At 57.8% G+C, this 21,851-nt stretch carries 19 protein-coding genes; 11 read left to right on the top strand and 8 right to left on the bottom strand.

What is annotated here, in order from left to right:
- Window positions 1-11: 11 nt before the first annotated feature.
- From AC2FGE_RS02960 to pyrH, 3 genes are read right to left on the bottom strand one after another with little or no spacing between them, the layout of a single operon-like run.
- Window positions 12-1,436, bottom strand: a complete 1,425-nt coding sequence (locus tag AC2FGE_RS02960; protein WP_496817676.1) for a cryptochrome/photolyase family protein — start codon at window positions 1,434-1,436, stop codon at window positions 12-14.
- Window positions 1,437-1,484: 48 nt separating this feature from the next.
- Window positions 1,485-2,711 carry an aminotransferase class V-fold PLP-dependent enzyme gene (locus tag AC2FGE_RS02955; RefSeq protein ID WP_496817674.1) on the bottom strand — a complete coding sequence of 409 codons (1,227 nt, stop codon included), beginning with the start codon at window positions 2,709-2,711 and terminating at the stop codon, window positions 1,485-1,487.
- Between the two features lie 42 nt (window positions 2,712-2,753).
- A complete protein-coding gene (pyrH, locus tag AC2FGE_RS02950; protein WP_496817673.1) occupies window positions 2,754-3,497 on the bottom strand; it encodes a UMP kinase in 744 nt (247 codons plus the stop codon).
- A 97-nt stretch (window positions 3,498-3,594) separates the two neighbouring features.
- Between pyrH and miaA the strand changes: the two genes are divergently transcribed.
- From miaA to AC2FGE_RS02925, 5 genes are all read left to right on the top strand, one after another.
- Window positions 3,595-4,488 carry a tRNA (adenosine(37)-N6)-dimethylallyltransferase MiaA gene (gene miaA, locus AC2FGE_RS02945; RefSeq protein ID WP_496817672.1) on the top strand — a complete coding sequence of 298 codons (894 nt, stop codon included), beginning with the start codon at window positions 3,595-3,597 and terminating at the stop codon, window positions 4,486-4,488.
- 369 nt (window positions 4,489-4,857) lie between these two features.
- Window positions 4,858-6,528, top strand: a complete 1,671-nt coding sequence (locus AC2FGE_RS02940) for an ABC transporter substrate-binding protein (protein WP_496817671.1) — start codon at window positions 4,858-4,860, stop codon at window positions 6,526-6,528.
- Window positions 6,529-6,652: 124 nt separating this feature from the next.
- Window positions 6,653-7,699, top strand: a complete 1,047-nt coding sequence (locus tag AC2FGE_RS02935; RefSeq protein WP_480826937.1) for an ABC transporter permease — start codon at window positions 6,653-6,655, stop codon at window positions 7,697-7,699.
- A gap of 13 nt (window positions 7,700-7,712) precedes the next feature.
- Window positions 7,713-9,176: an ABC transporter permease gene (locus tag AC2FGE_RS02930; RefSeq protein ID WP_480826936.1), complete on the top strand. Its 1,464-nt coding sequence runs from the start codon at window positions 7,713-7,715 to the stop codon at window positions 9,174-9,176.
- A 95-nt stretch (window positions 9,177-9,271) separates the two neighbouring features.
- The gene (locus AC2FGE_RS02925; protein ID WP_496817670.1) at window positions 9,272-11,359 is read left to right on the top strand and encodes a dipeptide ABC transporter ATP-binding protein; all 2,088 of its coding nucleotides are present in this window, start codon (window positions 9,272-9,274) and stop codon (window positions 11,357-11,359) included.
- A gap of 123 nt (window positions 11,360-11,482) precedes the next feature.
- Here the strand turns inward: AC2FGE_RS02925 and AC2FGE_RS02920 are convergent, their stop codons facing one another.
- The 3 genes from AC2FGE_RS02920 to AC2FGE_RS02910 all read right to left on the bottom strand — a co-directional run bounded on the left by AC2FGE_RS02920 (window position 11,483) and on the right by AC2FGE_RS02910 (window position 14,238).
- The gene (locus tag AC2FGE_RS02920) at window positions 11,483-12,469 is read right to left on the bottom strand and encodes an MBL fold metallo-hydrolase (protein ID WP_496817669.1); all 987 of its coding nucleotides are present in this window, start codon (window positions 12,467-12,469) and stop codon (window positions 11,483-11,485) included.
- Window positions 12,470-12,599: 130 nt separating this feature from the next.
- Window positions 12,600-13,562 carry a LuxR C-terminal-related transcriptional regulator gene (locus tag AC2FGE_RS02915; RefSeq protein WP_496817668.1) on the bottom strand — a complete coding sequence of 321 codons (963 nt, stop codon included), beginning with the start codon at window positions 13,560-13,562 and terminating at the stop codon, window positions 12,600-12,602.
- A 97-nt stretch (window positions 13,563-13,659) separates the two neighbouring features.
- Complete coding sequence (locus AC2FGE_RS02910; RefSeq protein WP_496817667.1) at window positions 13,660-14,238, bottom strand: lytic transglycosylase domain-containing protein; 579 nt, start codon at window positions 14,236-14,238, stop codon at window positions 13,660-13,662.
- A gap of 204 nt (window positions 14,239-14,442) precedes the next feature.
- Between AC2FGE_RS02910 and ssb the strand changes: the two genes are divergently transcribed.
- Together ssb and AC2FGE_RS02900 are read left to right on the top strand one after the other, a co-directional pair.
- Complete coding sequence (gene ssb, locus AC2FGE_RS02905) at window positions 14,443-14,928, top strand: single-stranded DNA-binding protein (protein WP_496817666.1); 486 nt, start codon at window positions 14,443-14,445, stop codon at window positions 14,926-14,928.
- Between the two features lie 18 nt (window positions 14,929-14,946).
- Window positions 14,947-16,017, top strand: coding sequence for a site-2 protease family protein (locus tag AC2FGE_RS02900; protein ID WP_496817665.1), 1,071 nt, complete (start codon window positions 14,947-14,949; stop codon window positions 16,015-16,017).
- A gap of 8 nt (window positions 16,018-16,025) precedes the next feature.
- Here the strand turns inward: AC2FGE_RS02900 and aroB are convergent, their stop codons facing one another.
- Window positions 16,026-17,138 carry a 3-dehydroquinate synthase gene (aroB, locus tag AC2FGE_RS02895; protein WP_496817664.1) on the bottom strand — a complete coding sequence of 371 codons (1,113 nt, stop codon included), beginning with the start codon at window positions 17,136-17,138 and terminating at the stop codon, window positions 16,026-16,028.
- Entirely contained in the window at window positions 17,139-17,726 is a 588-nt protein-coding gene (locus tag AC2FGE_RS02890) for a shikimate kinase (protein WP_496817663.1), read from the bottom strand.
- A gap of 61 nt (window positions 17,727-17,787) precedes the next feature.
- On the opposite strand from AC2FGE_RS02890, the gene AC2FGE_RS02885 reads away from it, so the two are divergent.
- From AC2FGE_RS02885 to AC2FGE_RS02870, 4 genes are all read left to right on the top strand, one after another.
- Window positions 17,788-17,955, top strand: coding sequence for a hypothetical protein (locus AC2FGE_RS02885; protein WP_496817739.1), 168 nt, complete (start codon window positions 17,788-17,790; stop codon window positions 17,953-17,955).
- Window positions 17,945-19,462 (top strand): hypothetical protein, encoded by a 1,518-nt coding sequence (locus AC2FGE_RS02880; RefSeq protein ID WP_496817662.1) that lies wholly within the window; start codon window positions 17,945-17,947, stop codon window positions 19,460-19,462. The genes AC2FGE_RS02885 and AC2FGE_RS02880 overlap by 11 nt, the downstream gene beginning before the upstream one ends.
- Before the next feature lie 5 nt (window positions 19,463-19,467).
- Entirely contained in the window at window positions 19,468-20,421 is a 954-nt protein-coding gene (locus tag AC2FGE_RS02875; RefSeq protein ID WP_496817661.1) for a site-specific tyrosine recombinase XerD, read from the top strand.
- A gap of 63 nt (window positions 20,422-20,484) precedes the next feature.
- Window positions 20,485-21,801 carry an HlyC/CorC family transporter gene (locus AC2FGE_RS02870; RefSeq protein ID WP_496817660.1) on the top strand — a complete coding sequence of 439 codons (1,317 nt, stop codon included), beginning with the start codon at window positions 20,485-20,487 and terminating at the stop codon, window positions 21,799-21,801.
- The last annotated feature ends 50 nt before the right edge of the window (window positions 21,802-21,851 follow it).

The raw sequence follows: 21,851 nt of genomic DNA, 5'->3' as shown, positions 1-21,851 counted from the left end.
TTTTCAGTTCCTTACTGGTTTTTTCGGCTGTCATACGCAGACAGTGCGCGGGCGCGGCCTTCGGCCATTTCAACAACAGGCGGCGGATAGGATTGCCCGGCGTTCCGCCCCCAGCTTCGGGGGATCGCTTCGAAATATGACAGGGCCGTGGGCGTTGGGTTCGAACGGTCTTCGGCGATCCAGCGATCCAGATATTTGCCTTGTGGATCAAACTTTTCCTGCTGGGTCAGCGGATTGAAGATACGGAAGAACGGCGCGGCATCGGGACCCGATCCGGCCACCCATTGCCACCCCATCGCATTGCAGGCCGGGTCCCAATCGATCAGGCAATCCTGAAACCAGCGCATGCCAATCTTCCAATGAGTCATCAAATGCTTGGTCAGATAGCTTGCGACAATCATCCGGGCGCGGTTGTGCATTCGGCCTGTCACATACATCTCTCGCAGGCCCGCATCGACTACTGGAATACCGGTTTTTGCCTGCTTCCACGCTGTCACTTCAGGACGATCCGCGTCCGTGTTCCACGGAAATGCATCCCATTCAGGCCGCCAGTTTCCGCTGAGCAGATGCGGCGTGTGATACATCAGGTGATAGGCGAACTCGCGCCACACCAGTTGTCTCAAAAAGCTACCAGTACCCCAAACCCCCAACATAGCCGCGCGCTGAACCCTGTGCCATGCGCTTCGTGGCCCGATCTCACCCAGCGACAGATACTCTGACAGGTTTGAGGTCCCGTCGATATCTAGCCGATCCCGGTCGACAGAATAGCGCGCGACACGATCAAGAAACCCGTCCAGATGATCAAATGCGGCGGTTTCGCCTGGCTGGACATAGGGGCGCACGATCTGCGCACCTCGGTTCATGGACCCCGCCAGTTTCCAGTCATTCAAAGTGTCGCTCTGGGGCCAGTGCGACGGGGCGATCAGGCGTGTGACGGCCGCATCAGGCTCTGGCACGTCTCTCCCTTGCACCGCACGCCACATCGGAGTGAACACGCGAAACGGCTGGCCGGTTTTGGTGGCGACGGTCCAGGGTTCGAACAAGAGATGACCTGAGAAGGATTTCGCATATACGCCATCCTCGGTGAGCTTGGCCTTTATATTGGTATCACGTGCGATCGACTCGGGATCGTAGGCGCGCGTCCAGTAAATCTCGGTCGCCCCTGTCTCAGCAATCAACGCGCGCAACTGCGCCAACGCATCGCCGCGCCGAAGGATCAGACGGCTGCCAATCTGTTCTAAGCTTTGGGAAAAGGCATCCAGCCCCAGATCCAAACGCCATTTGGAGGCAGCCCCCAGGGCCTCGGCCGTAGGATCAAGGATATATACCGGCACCACTGGGCGACCTGTTTGAGCAACAGCGGACAGCGCCGGATGATCGGACAGGCGCAAATCCCTGCGAAACCAGATGATGATCGGAGAGTGCTGTGACGACATAGCCAGCCTGTTGTTTTCTTCGCATTACGAAACAGGGCTGGAAGTGGATCACAAAACGCGGTCAAGCGCCTCCAGCAATTGATCAATTTCCTGTTGCGAGGTGTAGTGCGTGAAGCTGACCCTTAGAACACCCGCGACGGGATCAATACCCATCGCCTGTAACGCGCGCACCGCGTAAAAGTCGCTTCCACCCGCCATCACGCCATGTTTTGCCAGTTCTGCGGCAACAGGTTCAGCTTGGCGTCCTAACGCCAGTGCAACCGTTGGTGCGCGGCGCGTTGCATCCGAGGGGCCGATCAGACGCACGGTGTTGCGGGTTTTCACGGCATCCAAAACCGGTTGCAGCAAAGCCTCTTCATGGCCGCGCATCAGGTCGTGGACAAAGGCGCCCTGCCCTGCCGCGCCTTGCTTTGGGCCATCGTGATGCAGACAAAGCTGTTCGATGTAATCGGCCATCCCGGCGCTCGCTGCAATCTGCGCGTGGTCTGGCCCGGCCGGCGTGAACCGTTTGTACAAGACATCGCCGTTGAAATAGTGTGCCTGATTGGGCAACAACTCACCCAGCCCGCGCCGGATGACCATACATCCCTGATGCGGGCCATAGGTTTTATAGGCGGAAAACAAGTAAATATCCGGCCCCAGATCGCCGACATTCGGCAGACCATGCGGTGCATAAGACACACCATCCACGCAGACAAAAGCGCCTGCGGCATGGGCGATTGCGGTGATTTCCGTCACCGGATTGATCTCACCCACCACGTTGGAACAATGCGGAAAACAGACAAGGCGCACCTTCTCATCCAGCAGGTTTTCAAGGTCCTGCGGATCCAGCGCGCCGGTGTCAGGATCAATTTGCCATTCCCGCACCTCGACGCCTGCGTCTGCAAGCCGCCGCCAGGGGCCGGAATTTGCTTCGTGGTCCTGATTGGTGACGACAATCGCCTCACCCGGTTTCAGCCATTGCCGGAAGGCTTGCGCCAGAACATAGGTGTTTTGCGTGGTTGACGGTCCAAAGCTCAACTCATCTGTCTCAACCCCCAGAATGGCGGCGAGCCGGGCGCGTGCCTCGTCCATCTCAGCGCCCGCAAGCTGGCTGGCTGCAAATGGTGCATAGGGCTGCACCTTGCGCTGGGTGTAGAACCGCGTCAGCCGGTCGATGACCGGCTTACAGGTGTAGGAGCCGCCCGCGTTTTCAAAGAAAGCCTTGCCCTGCAAACTGGGCTCAGAGAAGGCCGGGAATTGCGCCCGCACGAAATCAATATCTAACGGTGCCATGATCGGTCCCTCCCCTATGTGCTTTCGATTGGTTGCGCGGCGTCAGCCCTGAACCTTGGTATAGGTCCCCTCACCGGCCAGAATGCCCCGGAACCCACCGGGCTCATCCAGGCCAAACACGATCAACGGCAGGTTATTGTCCCGCGCCAGCGCGATGGCCGAGGCATCCATGACCCGCAGGCGTTTGGCCAGTACATCATCATAGCTGACCGTGTCATAGCGCACGGCATCCGCGTGTTCCTTGGGGTCTTTGTCATAAACACCATCCACCCCGTTCTTACCCATGAATATCGCCTGACAGGCCATCTCATTGGCCCGAAGTGTCGCGGCGGTATCGGTGGTGAAATATGGGTTGCCCGTCCCGGCAGCAAAGATGCAAACCCGTTTCTTTTCCAGATGTCGCACGGCGCGACGACGAATATAAGGTTCACAGACCTCATCCATGCGAATGGCCGAGATCACACGGGTGAACACCCCGATCTCCTCCAAAGCCGATTGCATCCCCAGCGCGTTCATCACGGTGGCCAGCATACCCATGTAGTCGGCTGTGGTCCGCTCCATCCCTTGGGCCGAGCCGCTGAGGCCGCGAAAAATGTTGCCTCCGCCGATCACCATGCAAATCTCAACGCCCAGATCATGGACTGACTTTACCTCTTGCGCGATGCGCTGAACGGTTGGCGGGTGCAGACCGAATCCCTGATCCCCCATCAGCGCCTCGCCAGAGATCTTCAGCATAACGCGGTTATACTTGGGTTTCGCGATGTCGGTGGATGAGGTCAGGCTCATATTGCGCTCCGGGCTGGCACGGGTTTATTTTCCGGCGCAAAATGAAGCAAAACCTCCGCAGGTTCAATGCGGTTGGTCAGGAATAAGACACACCGATATGGCTCAGCACAACCCGGCACAGGTTTGGGGTGATTTACCCCCGATCGAAGACGGCAAACCCGTCCTGATCGCAGGTCCGACTGCATCGGGTAAATCCGAGCTCGCCTTGCGGATCGCAGAGACCTTCGGGGGGGTTATCGTCAATGCGGATGCCAGCCAGGTCTATGACTGCTGGCAGGTCATCTCGGCCAGACCATCGGCACAGGACGAAGCGCGCGCGCCGCACAAGCTGTATGGTCACATCGCCTATGATCAGAGTTATTCCACCGGTCATTGGCTGCGTGAGGTCGTACCGCTGCTGACGGGCACTGAGCGCCCGATCATTGTTGGCGGAACCGGGCTTTACTTTACAGCCCTGACCGAAGGCATGGCCGAAATCCCGGCCACTCCGCCCGAGGTTCGACAAGAGGCGGATCAACTACCCCTGTCAGACCTGATCACTGGCGTAGATACCGTCACTTTGGCCGGGCTCGACATCAACAACCGCGCACGCGTCCAACGCGCGTGGGAGGTTCAGCGTGCCACCGGGCGCAGCTTGAACGCCTGGCAGGCAGACACCCCGCCGCCGGTCTTGCAGATCGAGGATTGTACCCCTCTGGTCTTTGACGTCGACAAAGCGTGGCTGCTGAACCGGATCGTCCGCCGGTTTGATCAGATGCTGGAACACGGTGCTTTGGACGAAGTGGCAGCCATGCGCGAGCGCTATGATCCCGCGCTGCCTGCTTTCAAGGCCATCGGCGTGCCCGAGCTGATGTCGTTTTTGGACCACCAGATGACCCTGGATCAGGCGCGCGAGCGCGCCACCATCTCGACCAGGCAATTCGCAAAACGACAGCGCACCTGGTTTCGGGCCCGGATGAAGAACTGGAATCGCCTATATATCTCAAAGTGATATCAACCAATCCTAGGGTGGCTGTTCATTTGATCAGAATCGGTGCCAATCTTCGAAGCGCTCTGGCCCGAGCGTCAGCAAATATCGGCTTTGGCAGCAGCCAGAACACGCTCGAATCCGATTATTAACAAGACAACCACTTCTGCCTGTTACCGAAAACAGCCCTTTACGAAGGGCAAAGGATGTCGTTTTTTTACCTTGGATGACGAATTCGAACATTGACGCTACTTTCATTCTGGTGCCGAATACACCCATGGGGAGACACAGAATCCGAATAAAGAGACCCATAGATTTACCCAACGGCGCAAAATGCGCCGCGTAATCTGATTCATCACATCCAAAAAAACTGTAACTCAGGGAGAAGAGTTAATGGCAAATCAATCAACTACCGGAGCAAATGTTCACTGGGCGGCCGAGATGCACGCTCAGGAATGCCGCGACGGTAAACTCAGCCGCCGCGAGTTCATGGCGCGTGCCACCGCGCTGGGTGTTGCCGTACCCACAGCCTATGGCATGATCGGCCTGCAAACACCTGCGGCGGCACAGGAGCCACAACGCGGCGGCACTATCCGTTATCAGATGGAAGTACGCGCCCTGAAGGATCCGCGTACATACGACTGGACTCAGATCGCCACCTTCACAGCAGGCTGGCTGGAATATCTGGTCGAATACAACAATGATGGCTCCTTCAAACCCATGCTGCTGGAAAGCTGGGAAGCCAATGACGACGCAACCGAATACACTCTGAATGTTCGCAAAGGCGTCAAGTGGAACAACGGGGATGACTTCACCGCCGAAGACGTGGCGCGCAACATCACCGCCTGGTGTGATGCAACGGTCGAAGGCAACTCGATGGCCGCACGGATGGCCTCGCTGGCAAATGCGGAAACGCAAAAGGCAGCCGATGGCGCAATCACCGTTGTCGACAGCCACACAGTTAAGCTGAAATGTAACGCCCCGGACATCACCATCATTCCGGGCATGGCCGACTATCCAGCCGCCATCGTGCACAGCAGCTTTGACGCCAATGACATGCTGAGCAACCCTGTCGGAACCGGATTTATGCTGCCGGAAAGCCACGAAGTGGGCGTGAAAGGCGTTCTGGTTCGCAACGAAGGCCATGACTGGTGGGGTTATGAAGCCGGCAAAGGCGGCTACATCGACCGGATCGAGTTCATCGACTACGGCACCGACCCGGCCGCCTTCCTGGCCGCGTATGAGGCCGAAGAGATCGACATGAACTGGGAATCGGTTGGGGAATTCGTTGATATCTTCGACGGTATCGGCCTGGTTCGTTCGGAAATTCCGTCGGGCTTTACTATCGTTATCCGCCCCAACCAGTTGGCCGAAGATGGCAATGGCAACAAGATCTACGGTGACAAGCGGGTCCGTCAGGCGCTTGCGATGGCCGTGGACAACGAGGTTTGCCTGGAACTGGGTATGTCCGGATACGGTATCCCAGCCGACAACTGCCATGTGGGCCCGATGCACCCCGAGCATGACTCGGCCGTGACCCGTATTCCTTACGATCCGGCAGGTGCCAAGGCGCTGATGGACGAAGCGGGCATGGGTGATTTCGAGCACGAGGTTCAATCCATCGACGACGACTGGCGCCGGAACACTACCGCTGCTGTTGTCGCTCAGCTGAACGATGCGGGCATCAAGGCCAAGCATACCGTTTTGCCGGGATCGACCTTCTGGAACGACTGGACCAAATATGCGTTCTCGTCGACCAACTGGAACCACCGCCCGTTGGGTACACAGGTTCTGGCGCTGGCCTACAAATCAGGTGTTGCCTGGAATGAATCGGGCTTTGCGAATGAGGAGTTCGATACGCTGCTGGCCGAGGCAAACTCGATCGCGGATGTCGACAGACGTCGTGAGGTGATGGCCAAACTGCAGGCGATCATGATCGACGAAGGTGTGACCATACAACCTTACTGGCGGACGGCGATGCGCCACCACCGCGACAATATGGTGGGCGTTGAAAAGCACATCGCGGACCTGCCTCAGATCTACAAGTTCGGCCTCTTGTCCTGAGCCAACGCTAAACACAAGGCCGCGCCACATTGGCGCGGCCTTTTCGTCCTGACTGCGGCGACCATAAAAACAGCTACGCGTGAAGCCAAACGGCAATCACGCCAGCCTACCAACAGGGGCTAACATGGGACTATTTATCCTAAGACGCGTGGGCATCATGCTTTTGACTGCATTGTGCCTGACGTTCTTGGTCTTCTTTCTGACGAACCTCTATCCAAATCTCGAAAAGCTCGCGAAAACGCAGGGCAATTTCCGCATGTCGGATGAGCAGGTTGAGAGCTTTTTGGAAAAAGGCGGCTATCTGCAATCCACGCCGATCAAATACGGTGAATGGTTGGGGGTTTTGCCTTCGTACCGGCATACGAATGAGGACGGCACTGTTCAGGGCCGATGCATTCTGCCCGGGAAAACCGCCGAAGAGTCGCCTAATTTCTGCGGTATCCTGCAAGGATATTGGGGATATTCGACGGTCTTCAAAGATGAGGTTTCAGCCGTTGTTGGTAGCCGCCTGGCTTTGACGGGTCGGTTGATGTTCTGGGTGATGCTGCTGATGGTCCCGTCCGCGCTGATCCTGGGTATCCTGGCGGGGATGAAGGAAGGATCGGCCACGGACCGGACACTTTCGACCTTTGCCATCACCACCACAGCGACACCGGAATATGTGTCGGGCGTGATCTTCATCGCCATCTTCACCTCATCCGCTGTTGGATTGAAATGGTTCAAGGGCACGGCCACGCAAGCGATGGAAAACCCGACCTTTGAGAACTTCTTCCTGCCGGTGCTGACCATTGCGCTTTACGGTATGGGCTATATCGCCCGCATGACCCGCGCCTCGATGACCGAGGTGATGACGGCGCAATACATCCGCACCGCGCGCCTGAAGGGTGTTTCGTTCCCGAACATCGTCATGAAACACGCGCTGCGCAACGCGCTGATCGCACCCTTCACCGTTATCATGCTGCAGTTCCCATGGCTGCTGAATGGTGTCGTGATCGTCGAGACCTTGTTCAACTACAAAGGCTTTGGCTGGGCGCTGGTGCAAGCGGCAGGCAACAATGACATCCAGCTGTTGCTGGCAATCTCGGTCGTGTCGGTCTTTGTGGTGCTGATAACGCAGCTGATCTCGGATATCGGCTATGTCTACCTCAACCCACGCATCCGCATTTCATAAGGAGGGATAGGATATGGAACCACTAACCTGGACCGGCTCTATCGCCTTCCTGAACCCGCTATTGGCCCTGGCTTTGGGGCTGATGATCTTGTCAATCGTGGTCTGGATGCTGGCCAGCATCGTGCTGCCAGAGGATCAGATGACCGTGAACCCCGATGGTACGCTGACCTCAAGTTCGGGCTTGAGAAACCTGATCGGCGCGTCGTTGCGCTATAGCTTCCTCGCCAGTGTCGGGATCGCAGTTGCCTATATCGTGCTCGGCATTGTGATGGGCACGGGCGCAGGCATCATCGGCGCCATGTCTCAGCAATTTCTACCTGTCTGGCTTTCGCTGATCCTGCTTTACGCTATGTCGATCGCCTTCAAACGCAAGCTGGGTCTTTATGGCAAGCTGTTCGACAGCCCCATTGGCATGATTGGCTTTGGCTTGGTCATGTTCTGGGTCTTTACCGGGATATTCGGGGCCGTCGACATGATCGTCACCCATGATCCGCTGGCACAGTTATCGGGTATGAAAAACAAGGTGCCGGGTACTCCGCTCTCCAGCATCGAGGATGGCCAATACGCCTGGTACCTGCTGGGCGGCGACAATCTGGCGCGCGACGTCTTTAGCCGGATGGTCAAAGGTGCCTGGATCGTGGTGCAGATTGCACCGCTGGCAACGATGTTTGCCTTCATGGTTGGTATCACCCTGGGCCTGCCTGCGGGGTATTACGGCGGTCGGCTGGATACTCTGCTGTCGTTCTTGGCGAACTTGATCCTAGCCTTCCCGGTGATCCTGCTGTTCTACCTGCTGGTCACGCCCGAGATCGTGGCAACAGGTGTTCCGAACTATATGGCAGCCGTCTTGTTCATCTTCCCGATCATCTTCCTGGGTGTTCTGTTGAATTCGCGCTACTACACGCGTCCGAATTTCCGCACACCTCTTCTGATCGGTGTTTTGGGTGTGGCCTTGTGGTTGTATCTGTCGCTGATTTCGACCGGCGGTCATATCATCAATACGGATAGCTATCGCATCTGGGGTCTGCCCACCTATCTGGACCTGTTCGATATTCCGGGCGGCATTCTCGTGGTGTTCGTGTCAGTGGTCTTTGTGAACTCTCCGACCGTATTCCGGATCGTTCGGGGCCTGGCGCTGGATATCAAGACCCGCGACTATGTGGCGGCGGCGCAAACCCGTGGCGAGGGTCCTTGGTACATCATGCTGTGGGAAATCCTGCCCAACGCGCGTGGTCCGCTGATCGTCGATTTCTGTCTGCGGATCGGGTACACCACCATCCTTCTGGGAACCTTGGGTTTCTTCGGGCTGGGTCTGCCACCGGAAAGCCCGGATTGGGGCTCGACGATCAATGAGGGGCGCAAGCTTTTGTCGATCTATCTGCACCCTGCCCTTCCGCCTGCGCTGGCGCTGTTGTCGCTGGTTCTGGGTCTGAACCTGTTGGCGGACGGCCTGCGCGAAGAAAGTCTGAAGGACTGATGTGACTGTGGCCGGGGGGCCAGCCCCCCGGACCCCCCGGGATATTTATAGCCAGATGAAGGGGATCCCCCGGACTCTCGCGAGGAGAAACACAGATGAATAAATTGGCGGACTATGATGGGCCTATCCTAGAAATCGACAAGCTTTCGATTTCGTTCTTCACCCGTCTGCGCGAAATACCTGCCGTTATGGATTTCTCGGTCAGCGTACAGCCCGGCGAGGCTGTGGGGCTGGTGGGTGAATCCGGTTGTGGGAAATCGACGGTCGCGCTTGGCGTTATGCAGGATCTTGGCAAGAACGGGCGGATTGTTGGCGGCGCGATCAAGTTCAAAGGTCGCGATTTGGCAGAGATGTCAACAGAAGAGCTGCGCGATATTCGCGGCAATGAGATCGCGATGATCTACCAGGAGCCGATGGCCAGCCTGAACCCGGCAATGAAGATCGGCCGGCAGTTGATGGAAGTGCCGATGATCCATGAGGGGGTAAGCCAGGAGGAGGCTTATTCCCGCGCGCTGGAAGTTGTGACGGATGTGCGCCTGCCCGACCCCGAGCGGATGCTGAATTCTTTCCCGCATCAGTTGTCCGGCGGTCAGCAGCAACGGATCGTGATCGCCATGGCGCTGATGTCGAAACCGGCGCTTTTGATCCTCGATGAGCCGACCACTGCGCTGGACGTGACGGTCGAGGCCGCTGTGGTGGAACTGGTCAAGGATCTGGGTAAAAAATATGGCACTTCGATGCTGTTTATTTCGCACAACCTTGGTCTGGTGCTTGAGACTTGCGACCGACTGTGTGTGATGTATTCGGGCGAGGCGGTCGAGCGCGGCTCGATCAAGGATGTGTTCGACGAGATGCAGCATCCTTATACTCAGGCGTTGTTTCGGTCGATCCCGCTGCCCGGTGCGGACAAGAATGCGCGCCCGCTGGTGGCCATTCCGGGGAACTTCCCGCTGCCGCATGAACGCCCGCCAGGCTGTAACTTTGGCCCGCGCTGCGACTATTTCGAAGAAGGCCGCTGTGACGCGCAGAACATCCCGATGGAAGCGGTGCCTGGCAATGATCGTCACCACACGCGCTGCCTGAAGTTCAAAGAGATCGATTGGAACGCGCCGCTTACCTTGGCGGATCAGAAGGAAAAAGGTGAAATCGGCCGAGTCGTTCTCAAGATGGACAACCTCAAGAAATACTATGAGGTGGCCGCAAATGCCTTGTTCGGAGGCGGTGAAACAAAGGTTGTGAAAGCCAACGAGACGCTGAGTTTCGAGGCACATGAATCCGAGACGCTCGCCATTGTTGGTGAATCCGGTTGTGGCAAGTCGACCTTCGCCAAGGTTCTGATGGGGCTGGAGACGGCGACAGACGGGCAAATCCTGCTGGACAATCGCAACATCGAAGACGTGCCCATCGAAGAGCGCGACGCCAAAACCGTCGGCGAAGTGCAAATGGTATTCCAGAACCCGTTTGACACGCTGAACCCCTCGATGACCGTGGGCCGTCAGATCATTCGGGCTCTGGAGATCTTCGGGGTCGGCAATTCAGAGGCCGAGCGCAAGAAGCGTATGCTGGAGTTGTTGGATCTGGTGAAACTGCCCCGCGCCTTTGCGGACCGGATGCCCCGGCAATTGTCAGGGGGGCAAAAACAGCGTGTCGGTATCGCCCGGGCCTTTGCCGGCGATGCGCGGATTGTGGTGGCGGACGAGCCGGTCTCGGCGCTGGACGTGTCGGTGCAGGCTGCCGTGACCGACCTGCTGATGGAGATTCAGCGCGAGCACAAAACCACATTGCTGTTCATCAGCCATGACCTGTCGATTGTGCGCTATCTCAGCGACCGGGTGATGGTGATGTATCTGGGTCATGTGGTTGAGTTGGGGACGACCGATCAGGTCTTCTCGCCCCCGTATCACCCCTATACCGAGGCCTTGCTGAGCGCGGTTCCGATTGCGGATACATCCGTCGAGAAAACGCATATCGTTCTTGAAGGGGATATTCCGTCAGCGATGAACCCGCCGCCGGGCTGTCCGTTCCAGACGCGCTGCCGCTGGAAATCCGAAGTGCCGGACGGCCGCTGTGAATCGGATGTTCCACCAGTCAGAACACTGGCCGAGGGCCACCAGGTGAAATGCCACTTGGCAGAGGATATTCTGGCGCGCATGGAGCCGGTGATCAAAATCGCCGCAGAGTAAACCACTGATCAGATTTAGAAAGGGCCGGTCATTAACCGGCCCTTTCTGTTGGCGCCGCGGTTTATGGGGAGACAGGCGGCGCGCATTGGTATGCGTGAATGACAGAAGCCTTCCGACGTAACCTCAGCCGGTCATGACGTTGTTCCCGAAATGCATGAACTCCTGACTCATTCCGGCAATTTCACCAGCTTCAAGCCGGAGGCTGGCGCTGTCGAGCATCTTGTAACTCGGCTGTCCTTTGACCCATTCATCGGCGGATTGCAGGGTGGTCAGCGTGTAAGACGTGACCTCGTTCAGGTAGTGGGTCGGTATGATGACCTTGGGCTTGAGCTTGGACACGATGTCATTGCCCTGATCAAAGCTGAGAATGTGTTCTGAACCATCCACTGGCAGCGTCAGAACATCGACCTGTCCTATGGCATCCCAGAACTCCTGCGGCGGGTTATGGCGGTTGTCGCCCCAGATTAACGTACGGATGCCGCCGGTTTCGACCAGATAGACCACCATATCCATATGGCCGACATTGTTCGGCGGGCAAGCTTCCACCCCAAATTCGGCGAGCGCGTTCGTCCAGTCGTACCAACCAGGCGCAACACAGGCGTGCTTATCGGCAAATCCCGTGATCTTGACGTCGGCAAACTCGAAATTGCCCACCATCCGGTCCAACACCATGATCGAGCTTGGGCGCTCAATCGCATCATGGTCAAAATGCGCATGGGTCGACAGCGTGATATCCACAGGGATTTGCGGGAATTCATTACGGAACCAAAGTCCCCAAGCACCAGACGGATCATCGCGCCATGGATCAAACAAAACAGTTGCCCCATTAGGTGAAGTGATTTTGATTGCACAATGACCGTAGTAATCGATGCCTACGGCCCCGGTGCTGGCCTGGCCGGTTGACCCTTGAAGATCAATCACATGATTGTTGTTACCCGGTTGCAGCCAGGCCTGTGATTGCGCCTCTGCTGGTTTTGCGCCAAGAACTGAAGCCGTTGCGCCGACGCCCGCAGCGCCCGCTGCCATAAAGAAAGACCGGCGCGACAACCCCGGTGCCAGATGATCCCTGTCTCCTTTCAGGAGTGTTGGTTTCAGATCTTTGCGATCCATTTTGATGTACCTCTCTGTTGATCGTGTGCAGTTCGTCCGCACCTCTCGGCAAAGGGTAACAAGTCAAAGCATATGGGCTCAGACCGGAAAATTAGGGGTGAAATATGGGGGCGATCCCCATATTGGAATATCACGAAATCGAGAGCAGATGGCTGCGCAGGTTCTTGTCGCGCCCTTCAAGGCCCAGTTTGCGACGGATGTTGTTGCGGTGAAAATCGATGGTCGACGTTTCCCGCGACAGCGCTTTGGCGATGTCTTTGGTTGTTTTTCCGAACATCACCATCTGTGCAATTTCAATCTCGGTCGGAGTCATTACCGCGAAGGCATCCGTGAGTTTGTCAGAGAGTGACGACGTAATCTCGTTCAGGTTTTTCTCAGCCAACTCAAGATAAACATACTGTGCGTCGTCCCCTGGTAGCTGAGCACGAACCTTGTCCAGATATGGCAATACGCGGCTGCGCACCTGATCGACAATTTCGTGATCACGGCTTTTTCGATCATCATCCAAACTGGACAACAAAACCCGCAAGGCAGTGTTCGTTTCTTGCAACTCGCGGGTGCGGTCCGAGACACGGGATTCGAGCTGCGCCAGTGTCTCGTTCAGTTTTTCTTCCAAGGCGCGACGCAGGTAAACCTCTTGCAACAAGGCCAAATCCGACTCGACCATACGCGCAAACTGCGTCAGACCTTCGCGGAACAATAAGGCGCGCCTGTTGTGCTTGCGGTCCAAAACACAGATTGTGCCGAACACCGATCCATCCGGCCATTTCAACGGCAAACCGACGTAAAATGTCATACCGTGTTCAAGGTCGTCATTGTCTGCCCAGACCGGATCACAGGCGGCATCCTTGACCACCAGTTCTCCGTCGCGTTGAAGAACGCCGTGACAATAGAGCTTCGGATTGAGCTGAAAACTCATACCCACCGGATACGGGTTCTCTGGATGATCCGATGTGATCAGAACTGCATGATCTGGCGCATCAGTTTTCATGATCAGACTTGCCGGTACATCCGCCAGCTCTGCAACCAGGTCCACAAGCTGTTGCCAGTTGGCCAGTGTTTCCTTGGGAATCTGTGGGTGATCAACAGGCATGAGGGCTCTAACCAATTGCTGGACGATACCCTTTCAGGCTAGTTGGACCAACGATGAAAGATCAAGAATAGGCCGCTCTGCGCCGCAGCATCGGGGCCTAACCGCCCCAGATCACTTTCACATAGTTCTGGGTTTCCTTGTACGGAGGGATACCCCCGTGCTTTTCAACCGCTTTGGGTCCCGCATTGTAGGCAGCAAGAGCCAGAGGCCAGGATTTGAACTTGCGATACTGCCAGGACAAATACCGCGCGCCGCCTTCCAGGTTCTGTTTGGGGTCATGCGGATTCACGCCCAAAAGCTCTGCCGTTTGTGGCATCAGCTGCGCCAGACCCAACGCCCCTTTGTGCGATTTGGCGTGCGGATTCCAGCCGCTTTCCTGTTGCACCAGCCGCAAGAACAGCTCTTCCGGGATGCTATGCAAACGGGCCGCTTGCCGCGCCATGGTCAGATATTGACCCCGATAGCTACCGGTATAGCGTTTGGCGAAGCTGCTTTGCGAAGCTTTCGGTTTCAAACGCTCGGATCCGCGATATTGCGTCGCAGCGCGGCCATCCAACACTTTGGATTGCTTGAGGAAAATATCCATCCGGCTTTTGGTCGACAAGGTATCCGCCTGCGCAGCCCCTGACAGCAACAAAACGCCCAGAACCGTTAACCCAACACACACAGAACGCATCAAAGCCTATCCCGTCGCTCAAAAATCAGTCGGATTATATGTATTCCAGTCAAAAATGAAAGCTTGGTTAAGGCCAGGGCGGGAATTCTTGCCGAACGATGTTGTGATCAATCATGTTTTAACCATGACGCAGGCGATATAGGATCGCAAGGATATCCGGCGCCAGATTCGGCGCACTCAGATCAATACAGCACGGGGAAATACATGGCGGGTTCAGTCAACAAGGTCATTTTGGTCGGCAATCTTGGCCGCGATCCCGAGGTTCGGACATTCCAAAATGGCGGAAAGGTCTGCAATTTGCGCATTGCAACCTCGGAGACGTGGAAAGACCGAAATACGGGTGAACGCCGTGAACGGACTGAATGGCACTCGGTTGCTATTTTCAACGAAGGTCTGGTGCGCGTGGCCGAGCAATACCTGCGCAAGGGCTCAAAAGTCTATCTTGAGGGTCAGTTGCAAACCCGCAAGTGGCAGGATCAATCGGGCCAAGATCGTTATTCGACCGAGGTCGTTCTTCAAGGCTTCGGCTCTACACTCGTCATGCTTGATGCGCGCGGCGAAGGCGGCGGTGGAGGCCAGTCGGGCGGCTATGGCGGCGGTCAAGCCGGAGGCGGCTATGGCGATCCCTATGGCGGCCAATCCAATGCCCCGGCATCCGGCGGAATCGACGACGACGAGATTCCGTTCTAAGCGAAACGGAGACAACATATGACATGGTCCTTCTCCCTCGGCCGGTTACTCGGGTCCGAACTCAGGGTCCATGTCACCTTCTTCCTTCTGCTCGCCTGGGTTGGGTTTGCGGCCTATTCAAGCGGCGGCTGGCCAGCGGCCGTCGACAATCTGCTGTTTGTGCTGACCCTGTTTGCCTGCGTCGTGGCGCATGAGTTCGGCCACGCCCTGATGGCCCGGCGCTTTGGCATCAAAACCCCTGACATCACCCTGTTGCCCATCGGGGGCCTGGCCCGGCTGGAGCGCATGCCAGAGAAACCGATGCAAGAGGTCTTAGTGGCCCTTGCGGGCCCCGCCGTGAACATCGCCATCTGGCTTGTACTGGTTCTGCTTGGCGCGGGGATGTCGCTAGGGTCGGTAACCGATCTGGATTCGGCCAGTTTCGGGCTGTTGCAGCGGCTTGCCTATGTCAATTTGCTGTTGGCCGCGTTCAACATGATCCCAGCCTTTCCAATGGACGGGGGGCGTGTCTTTCGCGCCCTGCTCTGTCTGCGGATGGATCGCAGTAGCGCGACGCGCATCGCTGCGGTCAGCGGTCAGATTGTCGCGGTCGGATTCGGATTCTGGGGGCTGAGTTCAGGCAATCCCGTTCTGGTTCTGATCGCAGTCTTTGTGTTCATAGCAGCCAACTCCGAAAATCAGGACGTCGCGCTCAGATCAGTGGCACGTCGGGTTCTGGCGCGCGACGCGATGATCACCGCGTTTCGCTCTCTGTCGCCTCAGGATACGCTAAGCACGACCGCCGAGGCCGTAATCCACACGACCCAGCACGAGTTCCCGGTTCTCGGGCCCAACGGTGCCCTGCTGGGTTTTGTCACACGGGATCGGCTGTTTGCAGCCCTGGCCGGGAATCATCCGAGATCCGACCCGGCAACTTCGATCATGGAGACAGATATCCCCCAGGTCGCACTGACCACAGGGCTGGAAACGGTGTTGGGCGAGTTGCATAAAGGCGCACCCGCCGTCGCTGTGATGAGCCAAACAGGCAATATGATCGGCTATATCACGCGCGAGAACATTGCCGAGTTGATGATCATAGGTGGACGCTGAGTAGCGTTTCAACGCGCTGCCAACGCATCCTGCAACACCGACAACACCGCATCGCGCGGTACGTCCGAGGTGACAAAAGCCTGGCCAATCCCATGCGCCAGGATAAAACGCAGTTGACCATCAATCACTTTTTTATCCTGCGCCATCAGGTCGACCAGAGCCTCGGCATCCGGAAGCTCTCCGGCGATATCGGACAGGTCGGTTTTCATCCCCATGGCCTTGAGATGTGCCCGAACACGGCTTGGATCTTCCTGCGAACACAGACCGAGACGGGATGACAATTCAAAGGCCAGTGCGCAACCGATGGCAACGCCTTCGCCGTGCAGCAAACGGTCGGAATAGCCTGTCGCGGCCTCCAGCGCATGGCAGAAGGTATGGCCGAGGTTCAGCAACGCCCGGTCGCCCTGCTCTGTCTCGTCCCGCGCGACGATGTCTGCCTTCATCTGTACCGAGCGTGTCACCGCATGGACCCGCGCGACCATGTCACCGGTCGAAACATCGGCGCCGTTAGCCTCAAGCCAGTTAAAAAACACCGCATCGCCCAGCAGGCCGTACTTGACGACCTCACCATATCCGGACAGGAAATCCCGCTGTGTCATGGTTCCCAGAACCGAGGTGTCGGCCAAAACAAGCGATGGCTGATGGAAGGCCCCGATCAGATTCTTGCCTTGCGGCGCGTTGATCCCGGTTTTGCCGCCCACCGAACTGTCGACCTGCGCCAGCAGAGAGGTTGGGATTTGCAAAAACCGCACCCCACGGCGCAACACGGCTGCGGCAAAGCCCGCCAGGTCTCCGATGACGCCGCCGCCTAAGGCGACAACCACATCACGGCGTTCTACTTTTTCGGCCAGCAACCATTCAACTGCGCGTTCAAAATGCGGCCAGCTTTTGGTTCCCTCTCCGGCCGGTAAAGCCAGAGATGACATCTCAATCCCAGCGGTCGCCAACCCATCGCGCAGAGCGTCCAGATGCAAGTCTGCCACGTTTTCGTCGGTCAGAACCGCCACTTTGCGGCGATGCAGCAAAGGCGCGATCCGTGCGCCCGACTGCGCCAGCAGATCAGGGCCAATCTCGACATCATATGCGCGTTCGCCCAGCGCTACATGTACGGTTTGATGCATTTATTTTCGTTCCAAAACATCCGGGCGGGCCAACAAGGCCTCGACCACGCGGTCCACCATATTGTCGATCGAGGTTTCGCCATCCGAGTCCGCGATCAGATCGGCCTTGGCATAAACCGGCACGCGATCCTCGTACAGGGCCTTGAGCGTGGTGTATGGATCGGCAGTGCGCAGCAAGGGGCGCGTATCCTTGTGACGCACCCGGTTCCATAGCACAGTCAGATCCGCGCGCAGCCACACCGCCGCGCCACGTTCACGGATCATGCTGCGATTCTCGGCAGACATAAATGCGCCACCGCCGGTGGAGAGTATCCCCCGCTCCTCATCCAGCAAACGACCAATGACCTGAGTTTCCTTCTGGCGAAAGAACGGCTCTCCATCGCGTTCGAATATCTCGGGGATGGTCATATTGGCCGCCGATTCGATCTCGGCATCGCTATCTAGGAACGGAACACCCAGCCGCAGGGCCAAGGCCCGGCCCACAGCCGTCTTTCCGGCCCCCATCATGCCAACAAGCACAACCGTTTTGTGCAGATCATAAGATGATCCGTCATCCGCAAGTCGCGTGTTATGCTTAATTTCGCTCATTTCATCGTGAATGACGTGATCTTGGAAAAAATGCCAGTTATAACTTGGTCAAAATCAAAAATTGAGGCAGCGTGACGCCATGGGCCGTCTGATCAAGTTCCTGATATATCTAATTTGCCTGTGTTTCATCGGGTTGGTGGGCTATGCCTATATCGGCCCGTTCTTTGGGGCCGATTTCTCGGCCCCGCAAAGTGAAATCCGTGAACCGGTCACGCTGGATGTCGACTAAGCACATTGCGGTGGCAGTGCTGCTGGCCGGGGCCGCGCACGCGCAGGAACCGCTGTCGGCCATCGAATGGCTGACCGAGCCCCCAGAAAACCTGCCAGGCACAGTCCTGCTGGAACCGCCGGTGACCCAGAACGGCATTCAGCCCGAGGTCGAGGTGACGCCGCTTGAGGCATTGTCTCAGCCGCTGGGCCTTGTGTCATCCTCGGTCACCGGCCTGCCGGTCGACCTGTGGCAGGGCAGCGATCCCGCGCGTCTGGCAGAACTGATCACGCGTGTTCCGGTCAAGACCAACCCGGCCATGCAGCGCCTGCTGTTTACGCTTCTGCTGTCGGAATCCCGTGCGCCAGCTGGGCCAGGTGCTGAGGAAGCCCTTTTGCTGGCCCGGCTGGATCGTTTGATACAGCTTGGCGCCGCTGATCCCGCGCAGTCGCTTGTTCAACTGGCCGGCCCTACTGACACGATGGCGCGATTTCAGCGTTGGTTCGATGCCACGCTGTTGACCGGGGATGAGGATCGCAGCTGCACTGCTCTGATCGCGCAGCCACATCTGTCCTCTGACTATGCGGCGCAGATCTTCTGCAAGGCCCGCCGGGGGGATTGGGCGTCGGCTGCTCTGACGCTTGAGGCCGCACATGCGCTGAGCCTGCTGCCGCCAGAGGAATTGGACCTTCTAGACCGGTTTCTCAGTCCCGAACTCTATGAAGACGCGGCTTATCTTCCCCAACCGGACGACCCGAACCCACTGACCTTTCGCCTGTTCGAAGCGATTGGAGAGCGGTTGCCTTCGGCCCCGCTGCCCCGCGCCTTTGCCAATGCGGACCTGCGCGATGTGGCGGGCTGGAAAGCTCAAATCGAAGCTGCCGAACGCCTGACCCGGATCGGCGCGCTGACACCGAACCAATTGCTTGGGCTATATACCGAGCGTGAGCCCGCCGCTTCGGGTGCCGTCTGGGATCGGGTTGCTGCGATCCAGCGTTTCGAAAGCGCTCTGAAAACCGGCAATGCCGAGGCAATCGGCAAGACCCTGCCCCGCGTCTGGGACCAGATGCGCAGCGTCGGGCTGGAGGTCCCGTTTGCAGATCTGTTCGCTGATCAATTGGCAAGGGTGACCTTGCCGGTGCCCGCGACAGACGCGCTGCGGTGGCGCATTCTGATGCTGTCCGAGCTTTATGAACAGGCCGCAATGTCCCCGCCGGACACGTCTACCGAGACGCAGTTCCTGACCGCCCTTGCACAAGGCGATCCGGGGCGTGCAATTTCTCCATCACCCCTGGCGGATGCGGTGGCGCAGGGGTTTCAATGGGCCGCTCCGGTGCCGCCGGATATTGACGCTTTGCTGGATCAGGGCCAATTGGGTGAGGCGCTGCTGGAAGCCATGCAGATGTTCGCACATGGCGCACGCGGGAACCTTGTGGACCTGTCAGCCGCCATTGCGGCCTTTCGGCGTGTGGGTCTGGAGGACACGGCAAGACGCGCCGCTCTGACCCTGCTGATCCTGCAACGGTGACCCAGATGAGCGCGCCAGCCTCGCATGACTTGTGGATTTCTACCTTTCTACAGGCGCAAGCAGCCGAACTCGGGGCAGCGACCAACACGTTGTTGGCCTATGGGCGCGACCTGAAGGATTTTGCCGCATGGCTGGAGTATCGGAAGATTGCACTAGGTGACGCAGACCGCGACCAGATCGAAGCCTATCTGATCGATTGTGACGCCCAAGGCTTATCGAAATCCACGCGCGCGCGCCGTCTGTCAGCGATCAAACAACTCTTTCGATTTGCCTTTGAAGAAGGATGGAAAGACGCCAACCCCGCGATTCAGATCAAAGGCCCAGGCCGATCCAAGAGGCTGCCAAAAACGCTCGACGTCCCCGAAGTGGATCGCCTGCTTGAGGCCGCACGGACAACCGGGCGCAGCGCATCTGACCGGATCCGGAACACCTGCCTGATGGAGTTGCTGTACGCCACCGGCATGCGCGTGACCGAACTGGTTTCGCTGCCCGTTTCCTCGGCGCGGGGCGACCCACGCATGCTACTGGTTCTGGGCAAAGGCGGTAAAGAGCGCATGGTGCCCCTGTCCCCGCCCGCCCGCGATGCGCTGGCTGCCTGGCTGATTCAGCGCGATGAGGCCGAAGAGAAAGCACTTGAGAAAGGCGGGCAGAAATCACGGTTCCTGTTCCCCTCGCGCGGAAAATCGGGGCACCTGACGCGGCACCGCTTCTTTCTTCTGGTCAAGGACCTGGCGGTTGCTGGCGGCGTTTCCCCTGCAAAGGTCACGCCGCACACGTTGCGCCATGCCTTTGCCACGCATCTTCTGGCAAATGGGGCTGACCTGCGTTCGATCCAGACGCTGCTAGGCCATGCCGATGTCGCCACGACCGAGATTTACACCCATGTTCTGGACGAAAGACTGGCCGAACTGGTGTTAGAGCATCACCCGCTGGCCAAAGACCCGCAAGATCAGGGCTAAACCCTTGATCCATAGGGGCAGCACCCCCATAACGAGTGCAGATACACGAACAACCAAGGACCGATGGAACCCACATCCTCTCTGATCGACGGCGCATTCTGGTTTACCACAGGCGCCATCTTGCTTTTGCTTTTCCTGTCAGGCTTCTTTTCCGGCTCGGAAACCGCGCTCACGGCCTCATCCCGCGGAAAGCTGCGCGCACAGGCTGACAAAGGCTCTCGCGGAGCGAAAAAAGCGCTGGAAATCACCGAAGATAATGAACGTCTGATCGGATCGGTTCTGCTGGGCAACAATCTGGTGAACATTCTGGCGGCCTCGCTCGCCACGGCCCTTTTCACACGGCTGTTCGGCGAAAGCGGCGTGGCGCTGGCAACGCTGGTCATGACCCTGCTGGTTCTGATCTTTGCCGAGGTTCTGCCCAAGACCTATGCTATCACCAACTCGGAAAAAGCGGCCTCGGCGGTCGCACCGATCATTGGCGTTGTTGTGACCGTCTTCTCGCCCATCGTCGCCGCTGTACGGCTGTTGGTGCGAGGGGTTCTGCGCCTGTTCGGTGTGCGGATTGACCCCGACAGCAACATCCTCGCCGTTCGGGAAGAGATCGCAGGTGCGCTGCAGCTGGGCCATTCTGAAGGCGTGGTTGAAAAGGAAGATCGGGACCGCATTCTGGGCGCGCTCGACCTGGGCGACCGAACGGTGGAAGAGATCATGCTCCACCGTTCGAACATCGAGATGATCGATGCAGATGCCGCACCCGAAGCGATCCTGAAGCAATGTCTGGAAAGCCAGCATACCCGCCTGCCCGTCTTTCGCGACGAGCCTGAAAACATCGTGGGAGTCGTCCATGCCAAAGACCTGTTCCGCGCCATGTATGCACAGGTTGGCGGTACCGATGGCGATGCGGATCGTTTGAAATCCTTTGATATCGCCAAGGTCGCCAATGCCCCCTATTTCGTTCCGGAAACCACCACGCTGGATGACCAGATGCGTGAGTTTCTGCGGATGCACAGCCACTTCGCACTGGTCGTCGATGAATACGGATCACTGCGCGGGTTGATCACGCTTGAAGACATCCTCGAAGAAATCGTGGGCGAGATCGCCGATGAATTCGACATCGAAGAAGACGTGCCTGTGACCCGGTCCGAGGATGGGCAATACCTTGTCGAAGGGGCGATGACGATCCGCGACGCGAACCGCGCGCTGGATTGGTCCCTGCCCGACGACGAGGCCAACACCCTGGCCGGGCTGGTTATACATGAGGCACAGATGATCCCCGTTGTGGGTCAGGTCTTCTCATTCCACGGCTTCCGGTTCGAGGTGACATCGCGTGAAGGAAACCGGATCACTGGACTGAAAGTCAGACCTCTTCCAGCGCTTTGACGTATCGACACCGGGCGCATTGTTGAAAAACTGTGCGCCCTGAGCGACAA

It is taken from the genome of Ruegeria sp. YTSA075, from assembly GCF_059610245.1.
The sequence above is the reverse complement of the archived record's forward strand: the minus strand, read 5'-3'. Positions and strand labels throughout refer to the sequence as shown.

Coding starts and splice junctions, on each gene's coding strand:
- AC2FGE_RS02935 (WP_480826937.1), top strand. CDS start 6,653: ATGGGACTATTTATCCTAAGACGCGTGGGCATCATGCTTTTGACTGCA.
- aroB (WP_496817664.1), bottom strand. CDS start 17,138: ATGCATCAAACCGTACATGTAGCGCTGGGCGAACGCGCATATGATGTC.
- AC2FGE_RS02875 (WP_496817661.1), top strand. CDS start 19,468: ATGAGCGCGCCAGCCTCGCATGACTTGTGGATTTCTACCTTTCTACAG.
- AC2FGE_RS02890 (WP_496817663.1), bottom strand. CDS start 17,726: ATGAGCGAAATTAAGCATAACACGCGACTTGCGGATGACGGATCATCT.
- AC2FGE_RS02940 (WP_496817671.1), top strand. CDS start 4,858: ATGGCAAATCAATCAACTACCGGAGCAAATGTTCACTGGGCGGCCGAG.
- AC2FGE_RS02900 (WP_496817665.1), top strand. CDS start 14,947: ATGACATGGTCCTTCTCCCTCGGCCGGTTACTCGGGTCCGAACTCAGG.
- AC2FGE_RS02920 (WP_496817669.1), bottom strand. CDS start 12,469: ATGGATCGCAAAGATCTGAAACCAACACTCCTGAAAGGAGACAGGGAT.
- AC2FGE_RS02870 (WP_496817660.1), top strand. CDS start 20,485: ATGGAACCCACATCCTCTCTGATCGACGGCGCATTCTGGTTTACCACA.
- pyrH (WP_496817673.1), bottom strand. CDS start 3,497: ATGAGCCTGACCTCATCCACCGACATCGCGAAACCCAAGTATAACCGC.
- AC2FGE_RS02925 (WP_496817670.1), top strand. CDS start 9,272: ATGAATAAATTGGCGGACTATGATGGGCCTATCCTAGAAATCGACAAG.
- AC2FGE_RS02955 (WP_496817674.1), bottom strand. CDS start 2,711: ATGGCACCGTTAGATATTGATTTCGTGCGGGCGCAATTCCCGGCCTTC.
- miaA (WP_496817672.1), top strand. CDS start 3,595: ATGGCTCAGCACAACCCGGCACAGGTTTGGGGTGATTTACCCCCGATC.
- AC2FGE_RS02930 (WP_480826936.1), top strand. CDS start 7,713: ATGGAACCACTAACCTGGACCGGCTCTATCGCCTTCCTGAACCCGCTA.
- ssb (WP_496817666.1), top strand. CDS start 14,443: ATGGCGGGTTCAGTCAACAAGGTCATTTTGGTCGGCAATCTTGGCCGC.
- AC2FGE_RS02960 (WP_496817676.1), bottom strand. CDS start 1,436: ATGTCGTCACAGCACTCTCCGATCATCATCTGGTTTCGCAGGGATTTG.
- AC2FGE_RS02915 (WP_496817668.1), bottom strand. CDS start 13,562: ATGCCTGTTGATCACCCACAGATTCCCAAGGAAACACTGGCCAACTGG.
- AC2FGE_RS02910 (WP_496817667.1), bottom strand. CDS start 14,238: ATGCGTTCTGTGTGTGTTGGGTTAACGGTTCTGGGCGTTTTGTTGCTG.
- AC2FGE_RS02880 (WP_496817662.1), top strand. CDS start 17,945: ATGTCGACTAAGCACATTGCGGTGGCAGTGCTGCTGGCCGGGGCCGCG.